Source organism: Nostoc sp. DSM 114160 (assembly GCF_053470305.1).
The window spans coordinates 732,496-753,876 of record NZ_JBPFGO010000001.1; the positions used below are offsets into that span (position 1 = coordinate 732,496).

Below are 21,381 nucleotides of genomic sequence, written 5' to 3' on the forward strand. Positions count from 1 at the left end.
ATGCCCAATGCCCAATGCCCAATGCCCAATGCCCAATGCCCAATGCCCAATATCTATTCTTTGAGCAGCAAATAATATAATGAACCATTACCGCCTGTGATACCAGCGCGATCGCCCGCTAGTTTACCAGACCCCATGAAATAATCCACCCGGCCCGGCCCTTTGATGGCGCTTCCTGTATCTTGGTCAAGTACAAAGCGGCTAACAGTACGGTTCTCTAGTTTGCCACCACCAGCAGGATAGGGAAATGAGTTATAAATCAGCGCTAGCGCTCCTGGAGGCATGAGAGACTTATCTGTAGCAATAGAACGTTCTGCTGTCACTGGCACATGAATACTGCCTGTAGCTCCGGTACCACCAGTTTCTTGGAAGAAAATAAATCGTTCCCAGCGCGGTAGATAATTGTTCAATTCCTGGGGTTTTTGTCGGAAATAAGCAATCATCCGTGGCATTGTCAATCCTTCCAGGGGAAGTTTGCCATCTTTGGCTAATTCTTTGCCGATACTAGTCCAGGGGTAATCAGTTCCACCTGCATAGCCAATTGATGTTGTTTTGCCATTGGTTAATTTAATTTGGGCGGAACCTTGGATATGTACCATATATGCGTCTAGGCGATCGCGAAACCAAAGCAATTCTAAACCGCGTAATTTGCTCTTATTCCCTTTTAAACCATCTTTCCCTTCCAAATCAATTCGTTTTGGGTGAGGTTTAGGCCATTGGCTAAAATCTGGTGGTAGCCGATAAATGGGATACTTATAGATTGCAGTTTTCACACGGCTAGCGGTGTAAACAGGTTCGTAGTAAGCAGTGAACTTAACAGTACCCTTGCCATCGTTGCCCACAGATTGGTAGAAGACAAACTCACGACTGACAGCAGCTTGTAGTTGGGCTGCTGACTTAGAACTGACAACCAGTTGGCGGAAACGCAGCAAACTCCTCCGGACGCGATCGAGAGTAATTTCCCGAACTGGATAATTTTGATATGCTGCGATCGCATCACCCTTTGTTAGATAAAGCAAACTGTTATCAATGGAAGCCAACAGCGCTTTGCGATCGCCTGTTTTACCTCTTTGACTCCAAATTTGCTCATCCCAACCCAAGCAAGTCGGCCGGAGTGTACAATCGCTTTCGATAGTGATTGGTTTTAGCGGCGGCGCGATCTCAGGAGCGATCGGTATTGGTATGGGTGGAAGATCGGGAGCAGTCGGTAGTGGCAACGGCAGTAAGTTAGGAACCTGAGCAACAGCCGACCAGAGAGGGTTTACGAGGGCAATTCCTAGACTCAAGGAAAGCAAAGCAAGGGTTTTTCTCATCATTTAGTTGAATCTTTCAACACTAGAACTAAAAATCGGTTCTACCCGGATTGCCACAATCCGAGAAGGGCGTACTACCATATATTCCCCTTGAATATTTTTGATCGGTACGCTAATAAAGTCATTAGAAGCAGATTTTGGCACAAGTTCGCCGCTATACCATTTCTGAAACTCTTGAATAGTAGGAAAACGTACTTCTTCTCGGTGGCCGCTTTCCAGTAGGAGGTATACGGCATATTCATTTGCGGTTCTAGCCATAAAGTTGAATCATTTAAAAAACATTCAACCCATTGTTAACCACGTAACCCCCGAATGAAAAGGGTAAGCATACGGGAGGTTGGGAGCAGAGCAGCAGAGGAGCAGGGAGACAAAGGAGACAAAGGAGACAAGGGGACAAGGGGACAAGGAGATAAACAAAACTCCTAACTCTTGTAGAGACGCGATTAATCGCGTCTCTACTGTTAACTCCTAACTCTTAACTCAGCACGGGCTAAACGCCCCCGCTATCGCTAACAGCACTCCTAATGCCCAATGCCCAATAACTCTTCACTCTAGACGCTTAATCCTTTAAGCAGTTCCTTAAAAAGTGTAAGTTTACATTAGCTCTTGCATAACATTCCAATCAACTTCTGATAAGTCATTGGCATTATTGAAAAACAGTTATTCAGGAAGCGAAAATTATGAAACTTTACTATCGTGGTCTGAGCTACGAATACGACTTAAGCAAAGTTGGCAGCAAAAAAACACAACAGCCGTTTCAACCAGTTCCTCAAATTGGGCCAGCTTATAATTTGATCTACCGTGGTGTTAACTATTGTGTCGATCCAAATTCCAAATCGGCAGAAGTTCCTCTAGCACCAGTAGCCTATAAATTGAGCTTTCGGGGAATAACCTATTTTGTCAATAAAACTCAATTAGGAGAGGTTAGCCTAGTCTCTCAACCAACAACTACTTCAAAAGCTGAGATACTGGCGATTTCTGAGGAATTATTAAAGCTTCAACAATAATATGCCTGCAAGCCGATCTGGAGTTTAGTCAGTCATAAACTTGTAATGCAATCCTCAAAAGACCTTGCTTGAAATTTTGCCACTACCTACTTTCTGTCTGAACAAACCTTGCCAAAGCTGGTAGTTGTGTCAAGATTAATTTGAGGAATTAAGGTTTGTAACACAATGTTAGGACAATTATTAGACGGACGTTACCAAGTCCTCCAGATATTAGGTGGAGGGGGATTCGGTCAAACCTACATAGCCCAAGATACCCATCGACCAGGTTTCCCAAAATGTGTTGTCAAACACCTTAAGCCCGTCACTCGTAGTCCTGAATTTCTCAAAACTGCCAGACGGCTATTTACTAGTGAGGCAGAAACACTAGAAAAACTGGGCTACCATGACCAGATTCCTCGGCTTTTAGCCTATTTTGAAGAAAACCAAGAGTTCTTCTTGGTGCAAGAGTTCATTGAAGGACATACCCTGAAAGCGGAACTATTCCCCAATCAACGTTGGCCAGAAGATCGAGTCATTCAACTACTCCAACAGGTTTTGGATATTCTACAATTTATTCACAGCCACAATGTTATTCATCGAGATATCAAACCGGACAATATAATTAGGCGGCAACAAGACGGTAAGTTAGTGCTGATTGACTTTGGCGCTGTTAAACAAGTCCAAACTCAACTGCTGACAATTGCAGGGCACACGGGAGCTACTATTATTATTGGTACTCCCGGATATATGTCTACAGAACAGGGACAAGGTAAGCCCCGCCTCAACAGTGATATTTATTCCTTGGGCATTATTGGTATACAATCGCTGACAGGGTTACATCCGATCAACTTTGAAGAAGACCCAGATACAGGAGAAATTTCTTGGCAGCATCAAGCTAACGTCAGTTCTGAGTTGGCATCTGTGCTATCTAAAATGGTGCTACATCACTTTAAACAGCGCTATCAGTCTGCGGCTGAAGTTTTACACGTGCTTAAGGATCTCGATCCTAGAAAAGAAGCGCGATCGCTTCAACTACCATCTTCGACACCCAAACAGCAAGAATATTATCGTCAAGATTATCAGGTAGAAGCGCGATCGCTTCAACTACCAGATTTAACACAACCGCCTCAAGCTTCGCTTACTCAACAAAACTCAATTGGGTATCCAACTGCTTCTATTCTGTCTGGGGAAAGTTACAACCGCTTAGAAACAATTCTTTTAGAATTTGTCGGCCCCATCGCCTCAAGATTACTACGACAAGTTGCGGCATCAGCGTCCAATTTGGAAGAATTAATTAGTCAATTAGCCCTTCGTCTTCGAGAAAATCAACAAACTGATTTTAAGAAGAAAACAACATTTCTACTAGAAAAACCTACTCTCTTACAAGAACTTACTGTAAAATCCGATCCATCTGGTATTAACTCAAATAATTTAGCAAACCAAGAATCTCAAGTCATCAGTGAAAAATTTCTGGAAGAGTGCGAACGTGAGTTGGCTAATTTAATTGGCCCGATAGCTAAGTTTCTAGTGCAAAAAGCTATGAAATCTGCTGGACAAATCTCTCGTGCAGAATTTGTGAAAATTTTAGCATCGCAAATTCCCGAACGTCAAAAAGCTTTGCAATTTGAGCAACGCTTACTTTCTTGATTTTCTCAAAATTGCGTTTTTCTCTCTGTGAATTACGGATTATTAGCCTTAATTATTCAGCATTTCCAAAGCTATTTTCAAGCTAGCTTTCATCCGATTAAATGCTTCTGCTAACCCGCCAATTTCATCATGAGAGCTTTCTTCAAAATCAGCACTCATATCACCAATACTAACTTTTTGAGCTATTTTCTCTATTCTTCTGATGCGCTGAATCACATATTTTGTAATTAAAAAGTTAATTAAGAAAACTACGAACGCAAAGATCGCAATTAAAAGTCCCATTATCAATATCCAAGTCCGTGTGGCATTAGCAAAAATATCTTGAGAAGGAACAGAGATTATTTGGGCAGAAACAATCTGATTAAGTTGCCAGCCAAAACCATTTTCCGAGCCATAATTTAGCAACTGACTTTTAGGAGCTTGATCGGGTGTAGAATGGCATCGCAAACATTTCGCTTGGGTAATTTTTAGTGGTTGTGCAATGTAAAATACTTCACCTTCTGACAATTTACGAAAGCCTGTGATTTCTAAAGTATTAGGTTCGTTGCGAAAACGCTCGACAAGTTGAGTTTCAAAATTATCAGCTTTATCCGCTAAATTGGTTGGATTAAGTGTTGCATCCTTATGAAAAAAGTTTTTAAATTTAGGCTTTTTACGAAAATTTTCAAAAACCTCTTTAGAGGAAAAAGTTGGTACTACTTCAGGCAGGAATGTTGGGTTAGTATCTAATCTAGGTTCTAATAGGGGAGCAATACGATTTTGTGTATAATCTCTAACTGCATTCACCATTTGGATGAGAATCTCCGCTTGAGAACTTACTTCATTTTGCGCTCTCCTTTGAAGTACACTGGATAAGGCAACGCCACTTCCTAAAATACTGATGATGAAAACTAATATTAAAAGCAAGTTAAATTTAGCACCTATTTTTAAGTTTTTTAACGTAATGTTGTTTAACATAACCTAAGCAAGAAAGGTGGCCTGTGAGTTTGTCTAATATTTATTTATACCTCTTAGAAAGCATCTCAACAATATCTAAATAAATATTAATTTTTTACTGCAATATAACCTTTTTAGGCGGCAGTAAAATTTATCTAAATTAGTCCTGAAAGCCAAATTATTTTCTTAACCATAATTAGTGATGTTTGTGCGATTTCCCCGTCGTTTATTTCTGTTTCATCTACTAGGTTTTACATTTGCTGCCTGCAAACCACAAAATGGAGATGGGGTTGAGGGCACGTTAACTATTGGTGTAATTAACTATGGTGGAGGCGAACAGATAATTAATCAATATGCGAGATTTAATAGTTACTTAGGTGAAAAAACAAACTCATATATTCAGTTAGAGCCTGTTTTTAATGAAAATAGAGCGGTTGAGCGCCTTGATGCTCGTGCTTGGTCATTGGTATTTGCTCCACCGGGTTTAGCAGCTATTGCGATCGCACGTCACCAATATGTTCCCCTATTTCCTTTAATAGGTATTAGTAATTTACGTTCAATCTTCGTTGTTCGCAAAGATAATCCGATCGCTGACTTGAAACAATTACAAGGCAAAACAATAGCTTTAGGACAGTTAGGTTCAGCAACAGGATATTATTTTCCTCTTTACAATCTTTATGGTACAACACTAGCTGACATCTTGTTTGCGCCCACACCCAAAGCAGCACTGGAATTGGTCGCTCAAGGAAAAGCGATCGCCTGTGCCGTCTCGGAGGCGGAATTAAGTCTTTACAGTTCGCAGTTGGCACCAACCCAATTCCGCATACTATTTAAAGACCCTCACTATGTACCATTAGGTGTGGTTTTGATTGGGCCGAATGTAGAACGTAACCGTCAAGAATTTATCCGCAAAGTGATGAGTGATTCGCCTTCAGATTTAGCTCAAGAAGTGGGGTATGTACCCAATGGACAAGTACCAGATTACAAATACATGATTTCTGTGGTCGATCGGGTAAGTTCAATTAGTTCAAAGCTGCAAAGTAAACCTGTTCGTTTATTCTAATTAAAGCAATAGCAACCCTTTCAGCCTTTGTTTTCTCAAAAATCCTCTTCTAATGCTCAAATACCCTAGTTTTACTCAGTCGGCGAGCGGGTGTTCCGGGTTCGCACCCAAGTCGATGAGCTCCGGCGGCTCGACGGCCAGTACGCTGACGCACTGGTCGCAAACCACCAGGAACTCCCGCAGACCGGTAAAGCACAACGGGGAGTTAAAGTACTGGCGGTGCGACTCCAACTCCTGCCAGCCGCCTTCGTGAACCTCGTACAACCACCCGTTGCCGGCGTGGTAGCTGTCCCAGAATTCGCACAGGGTCACGCTCGTCCAGCACTCGGAACCCGACCGGCCGCCGGAACACCACACGGGCGAACACGAACCCCGGCCCCTGCACTTCGACGGTCAGTCCATCCGCGTCGTACCACAGCGACCGCACGACCACCCGCTTGTATCGGGCGGCAGGCGGATACGGGGTACACCTCGGAGGCTTCATCCGTCGAATGCTCTCTTTCGCCGAACTAACTAAGACTTGGTTAATATAAGTTTTAAATGCGTTTTTATCATTTCCACCTTTAAAACTCATTGCACCAACAATCCCACGGGTTGCGATCGCCCCAATAATAGTTATATTTTTACCACGTTTGTCTGGACGAGCACCGTGTGCTCTTTTTCCCTTTAACGCCCTAGCATAGAGCCTAGTCATGTTTTAGGAGTGCTATAGTTTTATTTTTGGTAAGTAAGTATTATCTTGTATATCTTGTTCAAAAAAACAATTTGAATCGTGCTAGCTGGTTTTTAATTGTCTCTGTCAGGATTTTGTCCAGTTCTATAGTGTCTTGGAATTGCAAAATTTGCTGTGTTGGTAAGTCGAAGGGAAATTCACCTTCAAAATCTGGGCGTTGCATTTGCGCTAGTAGAATCTGTTCGGATCGCTTACTTTGGATGGCATAGCCAATTTCAATACAGACATTCGGACTGGGAATTAATTGAGACGTTTCCTTACCATCAATACTAGCAATGGGCGTGGTGTCAGCGATAAATAACAAACTCTTACGGATTTTCCGCATGATTGTGCGGTTAATTCGGAAAGTAGCACCGCTAGGACGAGAGGATTCTATTAATGTTAGGGGAAGACGCGATCGCAAGTTTAAATTGTCTAAACTTTTTCGCAGTTCTTCTTTGAGAATATTCGTCGCTGCGCCATACTCAGTTTGATAGGATAAAAAAATTGTTGGTTCTAACTGAGCCAACACCGCCTGTTTAGTGAAATAAATTTCATGACTAATTAAGTCAATGTTAGAGACGCAATAGCCACCGCTACCTTCAATATAAAATTCAATATTTTCCCCTTCCAAATAGCGCCCAAACCAAGTTGATTTTTTCACTTCGTCGCTGTCTTCCAAAAAGTCTGCTCGCAATGCTGATTTCAGCAGGCTTTTTTTGCTTAAGCGAATGTCTGGCGGACGTTTTTCCAATTCTGGAATCGGCTCATAATCTTGTAGATACCACGCTCTGAGCGCAATTATTGACATAAGGCGCTATTTTAACTGTTTCTCACTATTCAACTTCGTATAATCTTACACCCAGAGGAGTCCCTATTTCAGACTTCTGTTTAAATACAACAACACCCAAGCCTCTACTCCCTGAACTATCTCCTCTCTTTGTCGATCGTAGTTAGGGATGTACTAACTTCCATTGCTTTTGTAAACAAGAAATGAAAATCAGTTACAGTGCCCCCTAATCTTATAGATTTGAGGAAACAGCAGTTTTCGCGTTGGGTGTTGCTGTATTTTGACGAGACAGATGTAAGTTCAACAGCGTCTTATACCTCTTACTAACATTTCAAATGCAGCTGTTATTATCTGCCAAGGAAGCTTGTTTATTAGCTTCTACTATTAGATTATCATTTGTAGCTGGGAGGAATTTATTTTGCAACTAAACTTTACTTTTAAATGATTTTAATCGAATTAAATATATTGCATATCCTGGATCGATACTTGTCGGGTTTTGAGGAAAAGGAAAGGGTAAAGAGGAAAGAAAAAACCTTTACCCTTTACCCTTTAACCTTTTCCCCAAATCCAATTTCGATTTAAAAATGCACAAAGCGAGCAGTATTGTATCCTGGATCGCTGATAGCTATTTATTTAGCCTATATGTTAATAAAATTATCATCTATCTTGTGGATGAATTTAAAAATTTATCAATCGATTTTTAAGTTTTGAAACTAACAATTGAGCATTGGTCAATAACCAATAGTGATTTTTCCCCTGCATCCTCATCTCCCATTTCCTATTGCTAGTTAACTATTTTGGCTGGAGGCTTGATGGGAATCTCAATCCAGAACTCTGTACCTTTGCCAGGTTCTGAGATACACTCCATTATTCCCCCATGTTTTTCGACAATAATCTGATAGCTGATTGCTAGTCCCAATCCTGTACCTTTGCCCACAGGCTTGGTAGTGTAAAACGGGTCAAAAATTCGCTTTTTTACGTCTTCATTCATTCCGGGGCCGTTGTCAGTAATCCGAATTAACAGACGAGAGTTGTCTGCTGAGACTTTAGTGGAAATCTGGATAGTTGGAATTGGGCATGAGTTATTCTCCTTGTCACCCCGATCGCGCCACTCTCGACGCCCTACTTCCAGAGCATCTATGGCATTGCTGAAAATATTCATGAATACTTGATTCATTTGACCGGCATAGCATTCCACCCGTGGAATGCTGCCATAATCTTTTATTATTTCAATTCGTGGAAATTCGGCATTTCCTTTCAGCCGATGTTGCAAAATTAATAAGGTGTTGTCAATACCTTCATGCAGGTCAACGCGCTTGTTTTCAGACTCATCCAAGCGAGAAAAATTGCGTAACGACAACACTATTGAGCGAATGCGTTCGGTTCCTAGTTGCATTGAGGTCATGATTTTTGGCAGGGTCTTCTACCAAAAATTCAAAATCGATCGCTTCGATCGCGGCTTGAATTTCACTATGGGGATGGGGATAGTATAGCTGGTAGAGACGTAAAATTTCTAGCAGCTGTTCGGTGTAATCACTGGCGTGGCACAGATTACCGTAAATAAAGTTAACGGGGTTGTTGATTTCGTGGGCGACACCCGCCACCAACTGTCCTAAACTAGACATTTTTTCGGTCTGAATCAATCTTGTCTGTGTTTCTTGGAGTTCGTGTAGGGTCTGCTCTAACTGAGCAGCTTGATTTCTGGCTTCAGTTTCGGCTAGTGAGGTTTGTTGGTAGAGTTGTGCTTGTTGAATTGCGATCGCAGCCTGATCTGCCACCTGCTGCAATAAATCAATTTCTGTATCTTGCCAATTTCTGGGAGCCTCACACTCATGGGCAATTAATAAGCCCCATAGTTCCATACCCATATTAATTGGAACTATTAAGTTTGCTTGCACTTGCAAACTCTGCAAAAACTCTCGATGACAATCACTTAAAGAAGCCGTTGAAAGGTTGTTAATTGCCCGTACCCTACCCTGACAGTATAGACGGGTATACTCATCAGGAAAGCATTCTGGTGGTGCATTCACTCCCAAAACTGACTGCCAATCACCATTAATCTCTTCCACAATCACTGATTGAGTCTTCAGGTAGAAAATCAGCATTCGGTCTGAATTTAGCAGGGGACGGACTTCTTGAACTATGGATTGCAGAGTTGCTTGCAAGTCCAATGTGCGGCGAATATGCTCTGTGACTTGCTTGATGACTTTGGTAAACAGTAATGATTTTTCGAGTTCAGAGGTTTGCTCTTGCACCCGCAGTTCTAAGTTGGCATTCAGGGATTGTACCTGTTTATACATCTGCTGCTGCTGAATTGCCATTGAGAAATGATCGTATAAAGCTTGTGCCAAAAAGATGTCTTCCAATTTCCACTCAGGTGATTGCCCTTTTTTTTGCTCTCGCCAAATCTCAAAGGAAAGCTGGGGTAAAAGTTGTCGCCGATTATGTTCGCATCTTCCCGCCCACAAGATTTCCGTTTCCAATTCCGAGCGAAAAATAGTTAATACACCGATAAATTTTTCGCGGTAATGTAGCGGAATCACCATGAGTCCGCGAATTTCAGTAGAACGGAATGCTAAAGCCAAAACTCGCAAACGTGGTTCTTTATAGAGGTCGGTAGTTGCCCAAATATTACCTTGTTGAAACTCAGCCATCCAGTTTTGCCAGATGGGATGCTGTTCGATAATACTGTTATCTAACTCGTAGGGGAGTGTCGGTTGGTCGCCCCAGGTGTATAGTTCTCGGTTCTCTGCAATGTAAAGCCTGCCACCGACTCCACAGAAGGCAGTAATAACTTCTTCTAGTGCTCCTTGTAATTGGATTGTCGGCAGTTTATGCAATAATGTGGTGACTCGATTAATAGTAGCTTCTCGCTTTTGCTTGGCGTGGGCTTCAGCGAGTAGATTACTTTGAGCGATCGCGATCGCTACCTGGTCGGCAACTTGCTGCAATACTTTTAGTTCCCGCTTCAAAATCTTTTGCGGTTCACTGTGGTGAGCTACCAACAATCCCCACAATTTAGGCTTTGCCGATAGTTCTTGTGGCTCGCAATCTAAAATTGGTACTACCAACGAAGACTGTACGCCCATTGCTTTTAGGTATTGAATATGACACTGGTCTACTTGCCGATAGTAGATATTAGTTTCTAGACGTTTGCCAGTTTCTTTTGACTGTAGAGGCGATAGCCCAATCTTCTCATTTGCCACATCGACAATCGAACGTTGCCCCGCCAACAAAAACATCTCTCTGGCGGCTTCTGGAATATCATCAGCTGGGAAGCGTTGACCCCAATAAAGATGGCAGACGTTGTTTATGAATAGATTCTGCAATCACTTCACCACTACCATCAGCATCAAAGCGATAAATTTTCACCCGATCTGCACCCAAAAATAAACGCACTTCGCTAACAGTAGTTGTTAATATCTCTTGAAGGTCGAGCGATCGCCTAATCTGTTTTGTCATCCGGTGCAGTAAGCTTTCTCGACCGAAGTTTTGCTGCAACTCGTTTGGTTTATCCCTACGTGTCATTACTTATATTTAATTTATTTAAGTATAATTTTTTATAATTGTTCGCGATCGTAATTTTCAACTTACAATACTTTGATTTTCATCCTATTTCCAAAAATTCTTGCTAATAATGTATTGCTAAGGGCATACATGTATTACAAATATTTTGGGAAATGGATTAGAAGATGTTTGAAAAGTAACAGATATTTTGCTTGTTCCCTGTAGCCCTTAGACTTCTTGGCATTTGTCGCGAAAAGGTAAAGGTTTTGTATTTTCCCTTCCCCTTTAACCAAAACCTTTTCCTACGAGAGTGTAAAAAGCACTTTTGCCAAGAGGTCTCTTGGAAAGCGGATTTAAGTGATATATAAAAATGCTGTATCATTAAATACTTTTTAGCGCTCATCTCAAGTCTAAAGTTCAGAAAATTTTAATCATTGACATTTATTAATTTTATATTCTCAATCATTAAACTATTCCAGTAATTTTACTTAATTTATAACTGGAATAATTTCTTGAAATTAAAAAGATTTTTTTAATCTTTTTGCCCATTAATTCAATTAATTAAAATTTATTCAGAGCCATAACTAAATTATTAGTAATTTTTGAAAATGTTTTTGGCTGGGGAATTTGACTATTCCCCGTTTAATTGCTTGACTTGATGTTGGATGTAACTATTTTGATTAAATTATTCGTAAATTACCGTTAAAGATAGTAAATTCCGAATTTCTTCACGCACACTCATAAGAGTTTTACCGAGATGGTTTTGACCGCTTTTATTAGCACCACAGCCCCAAAAAGAATCGGTTGGGGAGTTTTCAACCAACATCTCATTACCTGTCTTCAGGAGAACTTCTCTGATATCAGCATGAGTGAGAAACTTTTTGAGTACAGCTTCTCGCATAATTTGAGTTTTAACCAAATCCCAGTCTCGACGGAGTTGGCGAGTGCTACATCTTCCCAAAGTCGCAGCTTCTTCTGGGGTGGCGGCGGCATGGATAAGAGGTATAATTGCCGCATCTGTGCTGCCTACAAACTTTTGCGCTTGATAATAATGCTCAACCGTTGGCCAGTAAACACCCTCGATGTGGATTCCGTGGAGAGAAAAGTTAGAAAAACAGCCATAAGGCTGCCAAACCTTATAAAAGTAAATGGTCATTTGAAAATTGCTCTTTTATATATATCAATTTCAGGGTAACTGAAAGTTTAGGTTTCAAAACTCTTCATTTATATGAAGGATTAGTAACATCACTCTGGGGGAGTAATTTTACACAATTTTTGGAACAGTAGGTTTACTAGTTTACTCATCAGCTTTCCTGAGATGTGTTGTCTCCAATTCTCCTTGTCTTCTAGTCCACTCTCCCAATGCCCCATAATATAAGAAAGCGCTTCACACTTCTTAAATAATCAGCTTTATTAGAACAATGGCGAGAGACTTGCGGGGATTCATCAAAATTTTGGAAGAAAGAGGACAATTACGGCGAATTTCAGCTTTAGTTGACCCAGACTTGGAAATTGCTGAGATTTCCAACCGAATGCTGCAAAAAGGTGGCCCAGGGTTGTTGTTTGAAAACGTCAAAGGCGCTTCCTTCCCGGTGGCGGTGAATTTGATGGGAACTGTGGAAAGGATTTGCTGGGCGATGAATATGCAGCATCCAGAGGAGTTGGAAACTCTGGGTAAAAAATTGAGTATGCTGCAACAGCCAAAACCACCGAAAAAGATTTCCCAGGCGATAGATTTTGGAAAAGTGCTGTTTGATGTGGTGAAGGCAAAACCAGGGACGAGACTTTTTCCCCGCTTGTCAGCAAGTTGTGATTCAAGGTAATGATTTAGATTTAAATAAGTTGCCTTTGATACGCCCTTATATTGGTGATGCTGGCAGGATTATCACGCTGGGATTAGTAATTACCAAGGATTGTGAGACTGGTACTCCAAATGTAGGTGTGTATCGCTTACAACTACAATCTCAAAATACGATGACGGTTCACTGGTTATCGGTGCGGGGTGGGGCGAGGCATTTGCGAAAAGCGGCCGAACGTGGGAAAAAATTAGAAGTTGCGATCGCACTTGGTGTAGATCCTCTAATTATCATGGCAGCAGCTACACCTATACCTGTAGATTTATCAGAATGGCTGTTTGCAGGACTTTATGGCGGTTCTGGCGTCCAGTTGGCAAAATGTAAAACTGTAGATTTGGAAGTTCCCGCGGATTCCGAATTTGTCTTGGAAGGAACGATTACACCAGGGGAAGTTTTACCAGATGGGCCTTTTGGCGATCACATGGGTTATTACGGCGGCGTGGAAGATTCGCCGTTAATTCGCTTCGAGTGTATGACGCACCGGAAAAATCCGATTTACTTAACAACATTTAGCGGTCGTCCACCCAAAGAAGAAGCGATGATGGCGATCGCACTCAATCGCATTTATACGCCTATACTGCGGCAACAAGTATCAGAAATTGTCGATTTCTTCCTGCCAATGGAAGCTTTGAGTTACAAAGCAGCGATTATTTCCATTGATAAAGCATATCCGGGACAAGCGCGACGGGCGGCTTTAGCGTTTTGGAGTGCTTTACCTCAATTTACATACACCAAATTTGTAATTGTGGTGGATAAAGACATAAATATTCGCGATCCGCGTCAAGTTGTCTGGGCGATTAGTTCTAAAGTTGACCCAGTGCGGGATGTCTTTATTTTGCCGAATACACCTTTTGATACCTTGGATTTTGCCAGTGAGAAGATTGGCTTAGGCGGACGGATGGGAATTGATGCAACTACCAAGATTCCGCCGGAAACAAATCATGAATGGGGTTCGCCTTTAGAATCCGACCCAGATGTGGCGGCGATGGTAGAGAGACGATGGGCGGAGTATGGTTTAGCAGAGTTGCAGTTAGGAGAAGTAGACCCAAATTTGTTTGGCTATGATATGAAATAACCTGTTATAAAATCAATACAGTTTAGATAAAGCAACAAAACCCTAATGTAGAGACGCGATTTATCGCGTCTTGAAAGACAAATTATCTACCCCAATAATCCTTAACTAAAAAGTATTATGTGATAGATAATGCAGTAATAGCACAGTAAAGCTATATTTTACGACAGATATCATTTAAATAAATGAAACCTGGTGTAATCAAATCTCAAAATGAAAAAGCTGGAGAACACAGCCTGATATAAATATCTCTTTGATCGTCAGCAAAAGACCTTCTACCATGAAGTACTCTTGTATTGTCAATCATTAAAATATCGCTTTTTTGCCACGAAATTTCCGTGGTTATTTTTTCAGCAATCTCATTAAGTTCAGAGATAACCTCTTCAGGAATTTCTGAATCATCTTCCAAATTAAGAATCTTTGGGTTTAACTGCTTTGTAGGCAATAGACTATTAATAAATACCTGATATTTTCCACATCTGCTAGGGATAATAGCTGGAGAAATGTATTCAAGCAGAATTGAGCGATCGTCATTTATTGTCAAATGCGTATTATTTTTTTGACACATTTCTTCTAGCGGATTCAAATCATCTGTTTGGTATTTTTTCTGCCAGTCCTCTTGAGACATCCGAACATTAAATTTTAACTTCTTTTGCCTGAATAACTCTTTAGTTGAACTACTCATTTCATTAAAAAACTGTCTGCCATCACATACCGTAGTTTCACCATCTTTTAATGGTGGATTAGCACAGAAAAACCACAGCATAAGTGGGATATTCTGCTGATAATACATTTCTCCGTGCAACTTAATCTCAGATTTAAAATCATTGACGCTTAAAAGAGTCTCATCTCCATTAATTACCCTTCTACTGAATGCACCACTAGCATAATTTATAAAATCGGTACTCAAGAGATTGGTAAATTTTTTAAAAATATCAACATCAACATCAAATCCTCTAAAAAGCAAGATTCCATTAGCCTTAAATAAGCTAATAATTTCTTCTTTGTCTAATTCTAAAATACTCACATTGTCGAGATTATTAATTTTTTGAACTATGCTATCTGATATGGAATGTATTTTTTTATTCATATAACTTAATGAATCTTTGTCGAAATATGAACTTCCTGTTGGCGTTAACTACACCATATACTGACATCTTAATACTCAATGATATCGTTGTGTTGCATCCATCAGCGTAGGCGTAGCCCTTCGGCTGCGCTCAGGAACCACCCGTCGTAGACATTGCAGGACTAAATTTTGTAAAATTAAAAGTGTTATTGTAGTACTAAAATTTATTTGATCGAACTACGTTACAAAGTTAACCATAATTTGTTTAGGTAGATTCAAAGATATAAACTAAGATTCTAGCCTTGAGTAATGATGCCAGAAACTTGAAGAAATGATCGCAAAAAAAGTGAAAAATCCAGCACCAAAATTAGCGTTCGGATTAGCATTCAGTTGTATTAATATGATACTCAATACTGGGATAGCTAGTGAAATAAGTTTAGCGAAATCAAGTAATTCTCAAAAATGCAATCTTTTTGCCTATGTCATCGATACAGATTCGCAAGGGTTAAATGTGCGGAGTGGTGCAAGTACAAATAACATAATTATAGGACAAATACCCATTAACGAAACAGTTCACGTTATTGGTGCTGCTGGAAATTGGGTGCAAATTACTAATGCTAGCAATGGTTTTCAAGGAACTGGATGGGTATTCGTGCCAAAGTTAGGCTTAACAACGCGGGGCTACGGTACTAATGGTGTGGATTTCTATGCTAGTAGCAGTCGAAAAAGCCAAAAACTGAGAAGAATTCCTGCTAATACGGCTGTCAAATTGTTAGGCTGTCAGGGAGATTGGGCGCAGGTAGAATATCAAAGTGTTAAAGGTTGGTTGACAAAGGAAGAGCAATGTGGTGCAGCCCTCACTAATTGTTCTTAAAATCTCACCCCCAACAGGCAAGCGAGGATGGGGCTATGAGAATTACTTTTAAAATTTTTTTGGTTTTGAGATATTTGTTATGGCTTATCCATTTCCAGGAATGAACCCGTATTTAGAAGCTCCTGAGTTATGGGCAGGAGTACATGGGAGACTAATAGTTGCGATCGCAGATTATCTCTCTCCTCAATTACGTCCGAAATATTTTGTCGCCATTGAAGAGCGAATTTATCAAACTACTGGCGATGATAAACTTTTGGTTAGTATTCCTGATGTAATAGTACAAAATTCACAGACAGCAATAAATCCTAAAATACCGAATATAGCTGTAGCTACACCTGCTGTTCAACCTAAAACGGTGACAGTTCCCATACCTGAGATAGTAAAGGAAAGATATTTAGAGGTGCGAAAGGTAGGAACAAAAGAAGTAGTGACAGTAATTGAAATTTTATCACCTAAAAATAAACGTACAGGAGAAGGACGCAACGCATACGAAACTAAGCGGCAACGAGTATTGGGAAGTTCAACACATTTGGTGGAAATTGATTTGTTGCGTACCGGGGAAGCAATGTTAGTTTTTGGAGATGGTACGCAAAATGATTATCGGATTTTGGTTAGTCGGGCAGAAAATCGTCCCCAATCTGATTTATATGCCTTCAATTTGCAAGATATGATTCCTGCATTTCCATTGCCTTTACGAACTGGTGATAGTGAACCGTTGGTAGATTTGCAGAGTTTATTAGCTGGGATTTATGACCGCGCAAGTTATGACTTAGTAATAGATTACAGTTAACAGCCAGTACCAGCGTTGTCAGAAGCAGATGCAGCTTGAGCTGATGCACTGTTGCAGGAGAAAGAATTACAGTAGAACTTAATAAGGATTTGAGATTTCTATCACTTAACTGGGAATACTAACCGGAGATTCCTTGTAAGGTAAGACTGGATTCCTAAAAATATGAAATTGACTACACTACAAAAAACAAAACAGGCTGTATTTATAAAATTTTCTAATGTATTGCAGCACTTATCTAAACTTGTATTTTGTATTTTACTCGCATTGATTCTGAGTATGACAGAGATTATTTTACCTATTCTACCTCTAACAAGGCATGGAGTGGCTGAGGCTGTTACCATAAATAAATATTTATCATCCTTGCAAGTAGATAAGACACTTGCAGTTTTGGAAAAAGCTAGAAATTTTCTTGCCACAGAGAATTCTTTTATTCCAGATATTTCTATTTTAAGAGCAACATTGGCGCCAACTATTGCTCCTACTTTCGCACCGACTTTTGCCCCTACTTTCGCTCCTACTCTATCTTTCATTGGCAGAGTAGATTTCTTTTTTGAAGCTCAAGAGGTTAACTTAATTAAGATTAATATAGGTGATAAAAAAGATTCCTTTGTGTCTCCTGCTTTAGAGTGTTATAAATTAGGAGTCGAAAAAGCTCAAGAAAAAGCAGATTATAAGGGTGCTGTTAAGCATTACAGCGATGCTTTAAGTAAAGATGGCAAATTTGCAGAAGCCCATGTAAGCCGAGGTCGTGCATATTCAGAGTTAGGAGATGAGGATAGAGCTATTAAAGATTATACTATGGCAATGAATGTTAGCCCCAAATTTGCCGAAGACAAAGACAGATATGTTGAACCATTACTAGGACGAGGTACTGTTTACATCAAACTTGGTAATTATCAGGCAGCACTTGATGATTTTAATTTAGCAGTTAAACTAAATCCTGACTTTTATGATGCTTATTTAGGCAGAGCTATTATCTATATTGAACAAAAAGATTATCAACAAGCCATTAAGGATTTAACAGAAGCATTAAAGTTAACTGCTGATAATTATCCGGCTGCCTTTTTGAAACGTGGTTCTGTTTGGGCTGAATTGGGCGAATATGAAAAAGCTATTGAAGACTTCACTCAGGCTATTGATAATAATGCAGAGGATGCTAATACCTATTATCCAGATGCCTACTATAAACGCGGACTTATTAATTTAAAATTAGGCGAACCAAAAAAAGCAATTGAGGATTTAAATAATGCTATTAAGCTGGATTCCAAGTATTATGAAGCTTATGATATTCGTGCGATCGCTCACCAAACACTTGGTGAATACGAAGCTGCAAATAAAGATTACATCAGTGCAGATTATAGTAAGGCGTTATTAATATATAATTTCACAGGGCATTCAGGAATGTTTGCTGCGGTTCGGTCAGTAGCTATCAGTTCTGATGGAACAACTTTAGCCAGTGGGAGTGAAGATTCTACTATCAAACTATGGAATTTAAAGACAGGACAAGAGATTAACACACTTTCTGGAAATTCAGGTTCAGTTCTTGCTGTAACTTTTAGCCCTGATGGTCAAACTCTTGCTAGTTCCGGTACTGAAAAAACTATTAAGCTTTGGAATGTTAGTACAGGAGAAAAAATCCTTACTATATCAGGACATTCTGATTGGGTTGGTTCCCTTGCTTTTAGTTCAAACGGACAGACCATAGCTAGTGGCAGTGATGACAAAACCATTAAATTTTGGAATATAGAAACTGGACAAGAAATTGGTAGCTTCTCTAGACACTCAGGTTACATTAAGTCTTTGAAGTTTAGTCCAAATAATAATATTATCGCTAGTGGAAGCTGCGACAATAGTATAAAACTATGGGAAGTGCAAACTGGCAAAGAAATTAATACCCTAGAAGGACATCAACAGTGTGTTCGTGCTATAGGTTTTAGCCCAAATGGTCAGATTTTGGCTAGTGGTAGTAAAGACAATAACATCATACTTTGGGATTGGCAAAATAATAGGCAGATACGTACTTTTAAAGGCCACTCTAATGCAGTGACATCCTTGGCTTTTAGCCCTGATGGACTAAACCTTGTGAGTGGTAGTGATGACAAAACCATTAAAGTATGGGATGTGCAAACTGGACTACCAATTATCACTCTTTTTGGACATGAATCTTTTGTAGAGTCAGTAGCTTTTAGTCCAGATGGTAAAAATATTGTTAGTGGTGGTTATGATAAAACAGTTAAAGTATGGGAGATGCCTTGAATGGAGATTTTAATAGAATAATCTCATCAAAAGTTGCATAAACATAAATGAGGAAATTACACTACTGCGATCGCACTTCCTCATCAAAACCCCCATAATTAGCCCTCTCCTTGCTTTTCGAGAGGGGGACTGGAGTTGGTGAGAGGCTTTGGGTTGAGGTTGTGATTTTCGGACATTTGTGATGTTGGTAGTTAGCTAATTAATATTTCATGTATTATTCCCAACGATCGCACTCTCCCAACTCTTTAAAACTCTGGCATAATCAAACATGGCCGCAGTTTCAAAACTAATGTAAATTACGCCAATGTCTAACGGTAAATATCATAGCTCATTGTCATATATTAATTTTAATGAATAATTATTGCAAAATAGTAAACAATTTTTGGTAATATCACCCAAACTAATTAAAAGGTTTACGCCGAATGGATATTTTAATAGAATAATCTCATCAAAAGATTCGCAGAAATATCAATGGACTGGATTACACTACTGCGATCGCTACAGTCTGATTTTATTAAAAGGTTAGCATCTGGTTGTCTGCTTCATTGTGAAACAGAAGGTCAATATAGTGAATTAACTATAATTTCTGGGGAGAGGTTAAAGGCACTACGGGAATTTTGCTGGCAGATGGCTGAAAAATATAAGCGTGTTTTACCAGTACGTGATGTTTTTCTTAGCTATCTCAAAGGAAAGTTGGGTGAGGAAGTTGTCAAAGAACGTTTAGCTGATTTTATTACCGAAGTCGATTATGAAAAGCGATTTGGCGGCGATGGTAATATAGATTTTACCTTGACTTCTGACCCATCTATTGGTATTGAGGTTAAATCTCGTCATGGTCGCATTGACAGAGTTAGATGGTCAATTAGTTCTGAAGAAGTTGAAAAAAATGCAGTAGTAGTTTGCATTTTAATTCAAGAAGATGTCAGTGAAGCACAATCTGAGTATCACCTTTTTTTGGCTGGCTTTCTCCCAACCCGGATGATTAAGTTGAAGACTGGGAAAATTTCTTTTGGAATAGAACAATTACTATATGGGGGTGGTTTATGGTGCTATCTAGAACAGTTACAATCTTCTATAAATAATTATTCTCGCCAACAACCACCTATTTATAAATATCTTCCGAAACAAGAAATTTCATTTAAGCCAACTATTAATCAGGTGTTCAAATCTACTTTTAAACCTGAATATAATGATGAAGATTTAAATCTACTTTATACAAAAAGGGGTGATGAATATCTCGAAAAAGGAGAATATACAAATGCTATTATTAATTATACTCAAGCCTTAGAAATTAATAATGATATTAGTTTATATTATAAACGAGGTTTAGCTCATTATCAAATAGGAGATTACGAAGCTGCGATTGCAGATTATTCTCAAGCAATCCAGATGAATATTCATGATGCGAAATCTTACAATAAACGAGGTTTAGCTCTTTATCAACTGGGGCGATTAGAGGAAGCGATTAATGATTATACTCAAGCTATTAGAATTAATCCTAATATTGCCGTAACCTATAAAAACCGGGCTGAAGCTCGTTCTCATGTTGGAGATAATCAAGGAGCAATTGAAGATTATACCCAAGCTATTAAAATTAATCCTCATTATGCTGATGCTTTTAAAAACCGTGGAATTACTCGTTATTTATTAGGCTCTCAGCCAGGATTTCCTCAAGCAATCAAGATTAATCCTCAAGATGCTATAGCTTATAAAAAACGTGGTAATGCCCGTTCAGATTTAGGAGATTTTGAGGGGGCAATTGAAGATTATACTCAAGCAATCCAGATTAATCCTAGTTATGCTGATGCTTATTACAACCGTGGGAATGCTCGTTCAGATTTAGGAGATTTTGAGGGCGCAATTGAAGATTATACTCAGGCAATCCAGATTAATCCTAGTTATGCTGATGCTTATTACAACCGTGGCAATATTCGTTTAGAAATTGCAGATAAGCAGGGAGCAATTGAAGATTTCCAAAAAGCGGCAGATATCTATCGTCAAGAAGGTAAGCTAGAAGCACTCAAAGATACACGAGAAATAATATTAGATTTAGAAATAGAAGAATCATTAGATATTTTAAACTTCTAAAAAAATCCTATATAGAAAACGGAAAAGAAGCCTCTTGAAGTTGTGCTGAATTTTTTCACGCAATCAAATACTAGTCATATATTCAATTAATTTGTAAAAAGCTTAATTTGTGTAATTACTTAGCTGAAAAATCAAGAGACTAATTAGCAGTCAGTAGTTTTAATATCTTTTACCATGAAGCTAGCTCCCGCGAAAATCCAACGATTCTTCTGTTTGTTGCAGAGAAAATAGGCATTGGCTTTGATTCGTGGTGTCATGTCTTCATTTGCGACTGCGATCGGATAAGCATTACTTCATCACAGGTCAAAAAAACGCGAAATGCCGTGAAAATCAAGTCATAATATACATTTTTATTCCAAATGATTCATGTAACATCTCGTAAAAATATACTTATTTTTATCTCAGATGTTACAAAGCTAAAC

The 21,381-nt window shown here is 39.5% G+C and carries 14 protein-coding genes and 3 pseudogenes; 8 read left to right on the forward strand and 9 right to left on the reverse strand.

Going from position 1 to position 21,381, the window contains the following annotated elements:
• Positions 1 to 53: 53 nt before the first annotated feature.
• Positions 54 to 1,313 (reverse strand): murein transglycosylase A, encoded by a 1,260-nt coding sequence (gene mltA / locus NSTCB13_RS03455; protein WP_448273112.1) that lies wholly within the window; start codon positions 1,311 to 1,313, stop codon positions 54 to 56.
• A gap of 3 nt (positions 1,314 to 1,316) precedes the next feature.
• Positions 1,317 to 1,571, reverse strand: coding sequence for a hypothetical protein (locus NSTCB13_RS03460; RefSeq protein WP_190728057.1), 255 nt, complete (start codon positions 1,569 to 1,571; stop codon positions 1,317 to 1,319).
• A 422-nt stretch (positions 1,572 to 1,993) separates the two neighbouring features.
• On the opposite strand from NSTCB13_RS03460, the gene NSTCB13_RS03465 reads away from it, so the two are divergent.
• Both NSTCB13_RS03465 and NSTCB13_RS03470 read left to right on the forward strand, forming a co-directional pair.
• Positions 1,994 to 2,320 carry a DUF4278 domain-containing protein gene (locus NSTCB13_RS03465; protein ID WP_448271341.1) on the forward strand — a complete coding sequence of 109 codons (327 nt, stop codon included), beginning with the start codon at positions 1,994 to 1,996 and terminating at the stop codon, positions 2,318 to 2,320.
• A gap of 165 nt (positions 2,321 to 2,485) precedes the next feature.
• Positions 2,486 to 3,946, forward strand: coding sequence for a protein kinase domain-containing protein (locus NSTCB13_RS03470; RefSeq protein ID WP_448271342.1), 1,461 nt, complete (start codon positions 2,486 to 2,488; stop codon positions 3,944 to 3,946).
• Positions 3,947 to 3,994: 48 nt separating this feature from the next.
• Here NSTCB13_RS03470 and NSTCB13_RS03475 read toward each other — a convergent pair whose 3' ends face one another.
• Positions 3,995 to 4,903, reverse strand: a complete 909-nt coding sequence (locus tag NSTCB13_RS03475) for a c-type heme family protein (RefSeq protein ID WP_448268647.1) — start codon at positions 4,901 to 4,903, stop codon at positions 3,995 to 3,997.
• Between the two features lie 181 nt (positions 4,904 to 5,084).
• Between NSTCB13_RS03475 and NSTCB13_RS03480 the strand changes: the two genes are divergently transcribed.
• Complete coding sequence (locus NSTCB13_RS03480; protein WP_448271343.1) at positions 5,085 to 5,945, forward strand: phosphate/phosphite/phosphonate ABC transporter substrate-binding protein; 861 nt, start codon at positions 5,085 to 5,087, stop codon at positions 5,943 to 5,945.
• A 75-nt stretch (positions 5,946 to 6,020) separates the two neighbouring features.
• Here the strand turns inward: NSTCB13_RS03480 and NSTCB13_RS03485 are convergent, their stop codons facing one another.
• From NSTCB13_RS03485 to NSTCB13_RS03505, 5 genes and pseudogenes are all read right to left on the reverse strand, one after another.
• On the reverse strand, positions 6,021 to 6,257 hold the full coding sequence (locus NSTCB13_RS03485; protein ID WP_448273230.1) for a hypothetical protein: 237 nt from the start codon (positions 6,255 to 6,257) through the stop codon (positions 6,021 to 6,023).
• A gap of 285 nt (positions 6,258 to 6,542) precedes the next feature.
• A pseudogene (locus NSTCB13_RS03490) lies at positions 6,543 to 6,639 on the reverse strand (IS630 family transposase); the annotation flags it as partial.
• 58 nt (positions 6,640 to 6,697) lie between these two features.
• The gene (locus NSTCB13_RS03495; RefSeq protein WP_448271344.1) at positions 6,698 to 7,468 is read right to left on the reverse strand and encodes a hypothetical protein; all 771 of its coding nucleotides are present in this window, start codon (positions 7,466 to 7,468) and stop codon (positions 6,698 to 6,700) included.
• A 763-nt stretch (positions 7,469 to 8,231) separates the two neighbouring features.
• Positions 8,232 to 10,975: pseudogene (locus NSTCB13_RS03500) on the reverse strand (GAF domain-containing sensor histidine kinase).
• Positions 10,976 to 11,639: 664 nt separating this feature from the next.
• Positions 11,640 to 12,110, reverse strand: coding sequence for an N-glycosidase (locus NSTCB13_RS03505; protein ID WP_445628373.1), 471 nt, complete (start codon positions 12,108 to 12,110; stop codon positions 11,640 to 11,642).
• A 265-nt stretch (positions 12,111 to 12,375) separates the two neighbouring features.
• Between NSTCB13_RS03505 and NSTCB13_RS03510 the strand changes: the two are divergent.
• A pseudogene (locus NSTCB13_RS03510) lies at positions 12,376 to 13,885 on the forward strand (UbiD family decarboxylase).
• Positions 13,886 to 14,090: 205 nt separating this feature from the next.
• Here the strand turns inward: NSTCB13_RS03510 and NSTCB13_RS03515 are convergent.
• On the reverse strand, positions 14,091 to 14,972 hold the full coding sequence (locus tag NSTCB13_RS03515) for a TauD/TfdA family dioxygenase (protein ID WP_448271345.1): 882 nt from the start codon (positions 14,970 to 14,972) through the stop codon (positions 14,091 to 14,093).
• Between the two features lie 310 nt (positions 14,973 to 15,282).
• Here NSTCB13_RS03515 and NSTCB13_RS03520 point away from each other — a divergent pair, with 310 nt between their 5' ends.
• The 4 genes from NSTCB13_RS03520 to NSTCB13_RS03535 all read left to right on the forward strand — a co-directional run bounded on the left by NSTCB13_RS03520 (position 15,283) and on the right by NSTCB13_RS03535 (position 20,959).
• Positions 15,283 to 15,825 (forward strand): SH3 domain-containing protein, encoded by a 543-nt coding sequence (locus NSTCB13_RS03520; protein ID WP_448271346.1) that lies wholly within the window; start codon positions 15,283 to 15,285, stop codon positions 15,823 to 15,825.
• Positions 15,826 to 15,904: 79 nt separating this feature from the next.
• Positions 15,905 to 16,615, forward strand: coding sequence for a DUF4058 family protein (locus tag NSTCB13_RS03525; protein ID WP_448271347.1), 711 nt, complete (start codon positions 15,905 to 15,907; stop codon positions 16,613 to 16,615).
• A 162-nt stretch (positions 16,616 to 16,777) separates the two neighbouring features.
• Positions 16,778 to 18,871 (forward strand): tetratricopeptide repeat protein, encoded by a 2,094-nt coding sequence (locus NSTCB13_RS03530; RefSeq protein WP_448271348.1) that lies wholly within the window; start codon positions 16,778 to 16,780, stop codon positions 18,869 to 18,871.
• Positions 18,872 to 19,342: 471 nt separating this feature from the next.
• Entirely contained in the window at positions 19,343 to 20,959 is a 1,617-nt protein-coding gene (locus tag NSTCB13_RS03535) for a tetratricopeptide repeat protein (RefSeq protein ID WP_448271349.1), read from the forward strand.
• Positions 20,960 to 21,381 lie beyond the last annotated feature (422 nt).

Excerpts from the sequence above, each read along its gene's own strand:
- mltA (WP_448273112.1), bottom strand. The coding sequence starts at position 1,313 with ATGAGAAAAACCCTTGCTTTGCTTTCCTTGAGTCTAGGAATTGCCCTC.
- NSTCB13_RS03460 (WP_190728057.1), bottom strand. The coding sequence starts at position 1,571 with ATGGCTAGAACCGCAAATGAATATGCCGTATACCTCCTACTGGAAAGC.
- NSTCB13_RS03465 (WP_448271341.1), top strand. The coding sequence starts at position 1,994 with ATGAAACTTTACTATCGTGGTCTGAGCTACGAATACGACTTAAGCAAA.
- NSTCB13_RS03470 (WP_448271342.1), top strand. The coding sequence starts at position 2,486 with ATGTTAGGACAATTATTAGACGGACGTTACCAAGTCCTCCAGATATTA.
- NSTCB13_RS03475 (WP_448268647.1), bottom strand. The coding sequence starts at position 4,903 with ATGTTAAACAACATTACGTTAAAAAACTTAAAAATAGGTGCTAAATTT.
- NSTCB13_RS03480 (WP_448271343.1), top strand. The coding sequence starts at position 5,085 with ATGTTTGTGCGATTTCCCCGTCGTTTATTTCTGTTTCATCTACTAGGT.
- NSTCB13_RS03495 (WP_448271344.1), bottom strand. The coding sequence starts at position 7,468 with ATGTCAATAATTGCGCTCAGAGCGTGGTATCTACAAGATTATGAGCCG.
- NSTCB13_RS03505 (WP_445628373.1), bottom strand. The coding sequence starts at position 12,110 with ATGACCATTTACTTTTATAAGGTTTGGCAGCCTTATGGCTGTTTTTCT.
- NSTCB13_RS03515 (WP_448271345.1), bottom strand. The coding sequence starts at position 14,972 with ATGAATAAAAAAATACATTCCATATCAGATAGCATAGTTCAAAAAATT.
- NSTCB13_RS03520 (WP_448271346.1), top strand. The coding sequence starts at position 15,283 with ATGATCGCAAAAAAAGTGAAAAATCCAGCACCAAAATTAGCGTTCGGA.
- NSTCB13_RS03525 (WP_448271347.1), top strand. The coding sequence starts at position 15,905 with ATGGCTTATCCATTTCCAGGAATGAACCCGTATTTAGAAGCTCCTGAG.
- NSTCB13_RS03530 (WP_448271348.1), top strand. The coding sequence starts at position 16,778 with ATGAAATTGACTACACTACAAAAAACAAAACAGGCTGTATTTATAAAA.
- NSTCB13_RS03535 (WP_448271349.1), top strand. The coding sequence starts at position 19,343 with ATGGACTGGATTACACTACTGCGATCGCTACAGTCTGATTTTATTAAA.